The organism is Deltaproteobacteria bacterium, assembly GCA_005879795.1.
Taxonomy (GTDB): Bacteria; Desulfobacterota; Binatia; order DP-6; family DP-6; genus DP-6.
On sequence record VBKJ01000241.1, the window covers coordinates 1 to 5269 of the forward strand.

Genomic DNA, 5269 nt, shown 5'->3' on the forward strand with positions numbered 1-5269 from the left:
CGACAACACGTTCGCGCTGGTGGTGCGGAGGGACGCGGAGGAGGTGCGGACGATCTCCGAACTGGCGAAGCACCCGGGCGAGTGGCGCGCCGGCTTCGGCTACGAGTTCAAGGAGCGGGCGGACGGGTACCCGGGGCTGGCGCGGACGTACGGGCTCGAGTTCACGGAGATCCGGATCATGGACCTGGGGCTGCTGTACCGGGCGCTGGTCGATCAGCAGGTGGACGTGGTGGCGGGGAACGCGACGGACGGGCAGATCGAGAGCCTGAAGCTGAAGGTGCTGGTGGATGATCGGGGGTACTTTCCGCCGTACGAGGCGGCGCCGGTGGTGAGGCGGGTGGTGCTGGAGAGGTACCCGAAGCTCGCAGCGGCGCTGGAGGGGTTGGGGGGGAAGATCTCGGCGGAGCGGATGAGGAGGATGAACTATGAGGTGGATGGGGGGCACCGGGGGTCGCGCGAAGTTGTGCGTGAGCTCCATACGGCGTCGTAGCCACCGCACCTGAACCAGGTGGATTCGCACTGCCCATCTCCTCTGGTTCGGCCCCGACCGTTAGGTACAGCGCTGCGGTTCGCAATGATCCTCGTCGCGGCCCTGCCGGTCGGCTGCCGGCGCCCGCTGGCGCCGTCCGTTTCCGTGGAGCGCGGGGAGCGGCTCTCGTGATCGCGCCCCACCCGGACGACGAGACGCTCGGCGCGGGTGGTCTGATCCCGAGTGCTACGTCACGCAGCCGGAGGTGATGTCGAGCCTCCTCGCCGCCTTCGTGCGCCGTACGGAGCCCTCTGCACGGTCTTCACCGTCGCCGAGGTGCGAGGCGTGGGGAGCACGATCCAGCGGAAGGCGCGGCAGTAGGCAGTGGCTGTCGGGAACGGCGCGTCTAGTGCGTCGGCCAGGATGCTCCGCTCAGGGCCGGCGCCGCTCGGGTTCACAACGCGTTCGCGTTGGTGGTGCGGAGGGACGCGGAGGAGGTGCGGACGATCTCCGACCTGGCGAAGCACCCGGGCGAATGGCGCGCCGGCTTCGGCTACGAGTTCCAGGAGCGGGCGGACGGCTACCCGGGGCTGGCGCGCGCGTATGGGCTCCAGTTCGGGGAGATCCGGATCATGCGTCAGCGACACGGTCGAGTGACGATTTCGATTCTCGCCCTCACTGAGATGCCCGTATCCTCGCGCTCTCGCGGATCAGGCGGTCTCGGGAGGCACTTCCCGAGGCCGGACTTCCTGTGCCGCGGTCGGTCGCGCCTGCACATCCCGTTCGATCCGTCCGTCGCGCAGCTCGATGGTTCGGTGACCGTAGCTCGCTGCGTAGGCGCTGTGGGTCACCATCACGACGGTCAGCGAGCGCTCCGTGTTGAGCTGTCGCAGCAAGTTGAGAATGGTCTCTCCCGTGCGCGAGTCGAGGTTGCCGGTCGGCTCGTCGGCGAGGAGGAGACGCGGCTCGGTCACCAGGGCCCGCGCAATGGCCGCCCGTTGCTGCTCTCCGCCCGACATCTCGCCCGGGAGCCGCCCGTGCGCGCCCGGCTCGATCCCGACCTCCTCGAGCACGCGAGAGGCCTTCGCTCTCGCCTGGCGAGCGCCAACGCCTTGAAACTCCAGCCGCCAGGACACGTTCTCATCGACCGTGAGGTTCGGAAAGAGGTTGAAGTTCTGGAACACGATACCGATGTGCCACAGCCGAACGTCACTGCGCGCGTTCTCGGAGAGCGCCCAGAGGTCCCGCCCATCGACGACGACCCGCCCCGAGGTCGGGACCTCGAGCCCGGCGATCAGGTTCAGGAGCGTCGATTTCCCGGAGCCGCTCTGCCCCATGACCGAGAGGTACTCGCCGGACGGGATGCGCAACGAGACGTCCGTCAGGGCTGCGACGCTCCGCGGGCCGGTCCCGAAGCGCTTGCTGACGTGCTCGAGCATGACGGCCGAGCGCAGGTTCATCTCTCGCCTCCCTACCTCGGCAGCGCCCGCCCTTCCAGCGCGCGAGCAGTCCGCGCGGGCTCTAGCCCGCATGCGTGTGCCGCATCCATGGCGTGAAGCGATAGCGTGGCCGATCCCGCAGGGGTAGTGGCACCCGACGGTGCAAGCGCAGGGCGCTGCATCAAGCGAGTTCGAGTGGCCCAACTGCAGAGCGTCGGCACGGCGCTGCCCCCGCATGTCCTCAGCGCCGAGGAGACCAAGGCCGTCCTCCCGCCGCTCACGGCCGACCGGGAACGCTGGCAACAACTCGTCGACGCCTCGCGGATACGCCGCCGCCACCTCGTGGTTCCCGTCGGGGAACTGCTTCGGCGCAACACGCTCGGCGAGCGTGCCCAGGACTACGAGCGCCAGGCGGTCGCCCTCGGAGAGGCCGCCGCCCGTGACGCGCTGGTGACGGCCGGGATCGATCCGAAGAGTGTACACACGATCATCTCGATCTCGTGCACGGGCTACATGCTGCCATCGCTGGATGCGTACCTCGTCTCGCACTTGGAGCTCGACGCCACCGTGCGCCGCATCCCCATCACGGAGCTGGGCTGCTCGGGTGGCGTCGCAGCGCTCGGTCTCGCAACCGCGCTCGTGCGACCGAACGCAGACGGCTGCGCGCTCATAGTGAGCGTCGAGCCGTGCTCCCTCTGCCTTCAGGTGGCCGAGCCGACGCCGAGCGACGTCATGGGAAGCATCCTCTTCGGGGATGCCGCGGCGGCCGCCGTGCTCACGGCGGCGGAGGGCGCATCCGGACCCGCGATCCTCTCGAGCGCTAGCGCGCTCTGGCCGGACAGCCTCGACCAGCTCGGCATGCACCTCACCGGGGCCGGCTTTCGCTTCGTGCTCTCGCCGGCACTCCCGGACCTCGTGTGCGCACGTCTCCGGCAGACCGTGATCGGGTTCCTCGAGCGAAACAGCCTCGGTCTCCGCGACATCGGCTTCTGGATCGTGCATCCTGGCGGACCGAAGATACTCGATGCCGCGGCGGACGCTCTGGGGCTGTCCGACGGGGCGCTCCGGCCCACATGGGACGTCTGGGAGCGGTTCGGGAACCTCTCGTCCGCCACGGTCTTCTTCATCCTTCGCGAGCTCCAGCGCTCCGCCCCACCGCGCGCGGGCACGCTCGGCGTCATGATGGCCTTCGGACCCGGCGTGACGTGCGAGCTGGCGCTGCTCCGCTCGGCCGGGTGGCTCGCACACGGCGGTCACTCGTAGCGAAGCGCGGGTCCGAGCTCGATGCGGGCCGACCGGTAGGCGGGGAGCAGCGCCGCCGCCAGGCATACGGCCACGGCCACGGCGCTCACCACCGCGAAGTAGAAGCCGGGGACGTGCAGCTCGAGCGTCCAGCCGACGAGGTCGGGAAACGTCATCTTCACCCACAAGAGACCGAGGGGGAAGCCGACCGCGAGCGCGAGAATCCCTCCGCACGCGCCGATGAGAGACGCCTCGACGAGGATGATGCGCGCGAGACGCCACCGCCGCGCACCGAGCGCACCCATCGCAGCGATCTCGCGCCGGCGCTCGAGGACACCGGCCGCGATGGTATCGGCGACCCCGAAGCCCACGACGACGAGCACCATGCCGGCGAGCGCAAAGACCGCCCCGAAGGCCCGCCGGACCTGGGCCGCAAACCAGTCGATCAGCTCACCAACGCTGAGGACCCTCAGGCTGAACCGAGCCCCCGCTCCCGCCGCGATGGCGGCGCGGACCGCGCCTGTATCCGCCCCCGGGTCGGTGCGGACGAGTGCGTGTGTGATCTGCGTATCGTGCCAGTGGCGCTCGTAGAGCTCCCGGGACATCAGCACCGTGCCCCGAGGAGAGAGGAAGTCGTCGACCATCCCGCCTACCCGCAGCGTGAGCGGTCCGCTCGGGGTTTCGAGTTCGAGGACGTCGCCCAGTCCGATCCCGAGGTTGTGCGAGAGGTTGGTCGACACGATCGCCGCTTCGCCCGCCGCCAGCGAGCGCCACACGTCGGGCACGGCGGAGCCGACGAGCGACCAGCGCTCGAACCTCGGATCGAGGAAGAAACGCGCGTCGACCGCGTTTATCGCGATGGGCCCGTCAGCGTAGTGCCAGTCGATGGAGTGTTCCCCGACGACCAGCGCCACTCCCGGCGTCTGCTCGATCTCCCGTATCACGCTCTCGTCCAGCGGCGCCTCCACGTAGCCGCCGGAGATCCGCACCGAGCCGACGACCAGATCTGCTCGGAAGATGCCCGGCATGACGTGGATCACGGACTGCTCCACGCTGTTGGCCAACACCCAGAGCCAGGTGACGACGGCGAACCCAATCCCGAGCGTCGCCACCGTGAGCGCAGTCCGGCGCGGGTTACGGCCGAGGGCGGCCACCGCCAGCCGGAGCGTCGGGCTCGCGGACGCAATCCGCTCGCGGAGCCACGCGCTGCGGAGGACCTCGGCGAGCGGACGGGCGGCGAAGGCCGCGCCGAAGGCTAGGAGGAAGGTCGCGACCAGGCCCCACGGAGCGGCGCGCGTCCAGCGCTCGAGCACTATCGCCGCCGAGCACCGCGGCGGTGGACGTGCGCGCCGCGCGCCAGGCGGGCAGCGCCGCCGCGAGAAGCGTCGCGCCGACACCCAGGATCGCCGCGGTGGCGAGCGAGCCCCAGCCCACGGTGAAGCGCGCGGAGGGCACAGTCAGCTTCGACGCCAGCGCTGTGGTGGTCGCGAGGACGGGCAGCATGAGCCGCGCGAGCCCGACTCCCGAGGCGAGGCCGACGGCCACGCCCGCCGCCCCGATGAGCGAGCTCTCCGCCAGGAGCTCGAGCCAAACGTCTCTCGGCCGGAGCCCCATCGCGCGCATCACCCCGACCTGCCAGATGCGCGCCTCGAACACCGCTGAGAGGCGGTTGAAGACGATGAGAAACGCCGCCAGGAGGACGAGCAGGCTCACTCCCTGCAGCATGACCTGCACCGATCGCATGATGCGATGTAGGTCGACTTTCCGCTGCGCGGGAGCGGTCACCCGAAGGCCTTCGGGAAGCGCGGACGCGAGAGCCTTCCGAACGGTGGCGACGTCCCGATCGCGTGCGACCACGACGTCCACGCGGTTGATGAGTCCCGGACGGGTAAACGCCTTCTCCGCAGCGAAGATATCCATCACGACGAGGTTCCCACCGTGCACCCGCCCCATGCCCTCGGGTTCGATCAGGCCTCGCACCGTGAACCAGCGCCGGCCGGTCGGCGTCTCGAGCTCGAGTATCGCGCCCACGTCGAGCCCGCGCGGCGCGGCAAAGCTTCGTGGCAGCAGGATCGAATCCGGCTGGCTCAGGAACACCAGCGGATCATCGATCGAGACC

The 5269-nt window shown here is 69.8% G+C and carries 5 protein-coding genes and 1 pseudogene; 3 read left to right on the forward strand and 3 right to left on the reverse strand.

Annotation, left to right across the window (positions count from 1 at the left end; all coding sequences use genetic code 11):
• On the forward strand, positions 1 to 490 hold a 490-nt coding region (locus E6J59_19535), incomplete at its 5' end, for an ABC transporter substrate-binding protein (protein TMB16029.1).
• Positions 491 to 939: 449 nt separating this feature from the next.
• Positions 940 to 1083 (forward strand): annotated as a pseudogene (locus E6J59_19540) (ABC transporter substrate-binding protein).
• Between the two features lie 96 nt (positions 1084 to 1179).
• On the opposite strand, the gene E6J59_19545 reads toward E6J59_19540, so the two are convergent.
• Entirely contained in the window at positions 1180 to 1929 is a 750-nt protein-coding gene (locus E6J59_19545; protein TMB16030.1) for an ABC transporter ATP-binding protein, read from the reverse strand.
• A gap of 105 nt (positions 1930 to 2034) precedes the next feature.
• Between E6J59_19545 and E6J59_19550 the strand changes: the two genes are divergently transcribed.
• Positions 2035 to 3171, forward strand: coding sequence for a type III polyketide synthase (locus tag E6J59_19550; protein TMB16031.1), 1137 nt, complete (start codon positions 2035 to 2037; stop codon positions 3169 to 3171).
• On the opposite strand, the gene E6J59_19555 is transcribed toward E6J59_19550, so the two are convergent.
• On the reverse strand, positions 3162 to 4262 hold the full coding sequence (locus E6J59_19555; protein ID TMB16032.1) for an ABC transporter permease: 1101 nt from the start codon (positions 4260 to 4262) through the stop codon (positions 3162 to 3164). The genes E6J59_19550 and E6J59_19555 overlap by 10 nt on opposite strands.
• A 22-nt stretch (positions 4263 to 4284) precedes the next feature.
• Positions 4285 to 5247 carry an ABC transporter permease gene (locus E6J59_19560; protein ID TMB16033.1) on the reverse strand — a complete coding sequence of 321 codons (963 nt, stop codon included), beginning with the start codon at positions 5245 to 5247 and terminating at the stop codon, positions 4285 to 4287.
• Positions 5248 to 5269 lie beyond the last annotated feature (22 nt).

Bases quoted from the DNA above. Each gene is read 5' to 3' on its own strand.
- E6J59_19545 (TMB16030.1), bottom strand. From the start codon at position 1,929: ATGAACCTGCGCTCGGCCGTCATGCTCGAGCACGTCAGCAAGCGCTTC.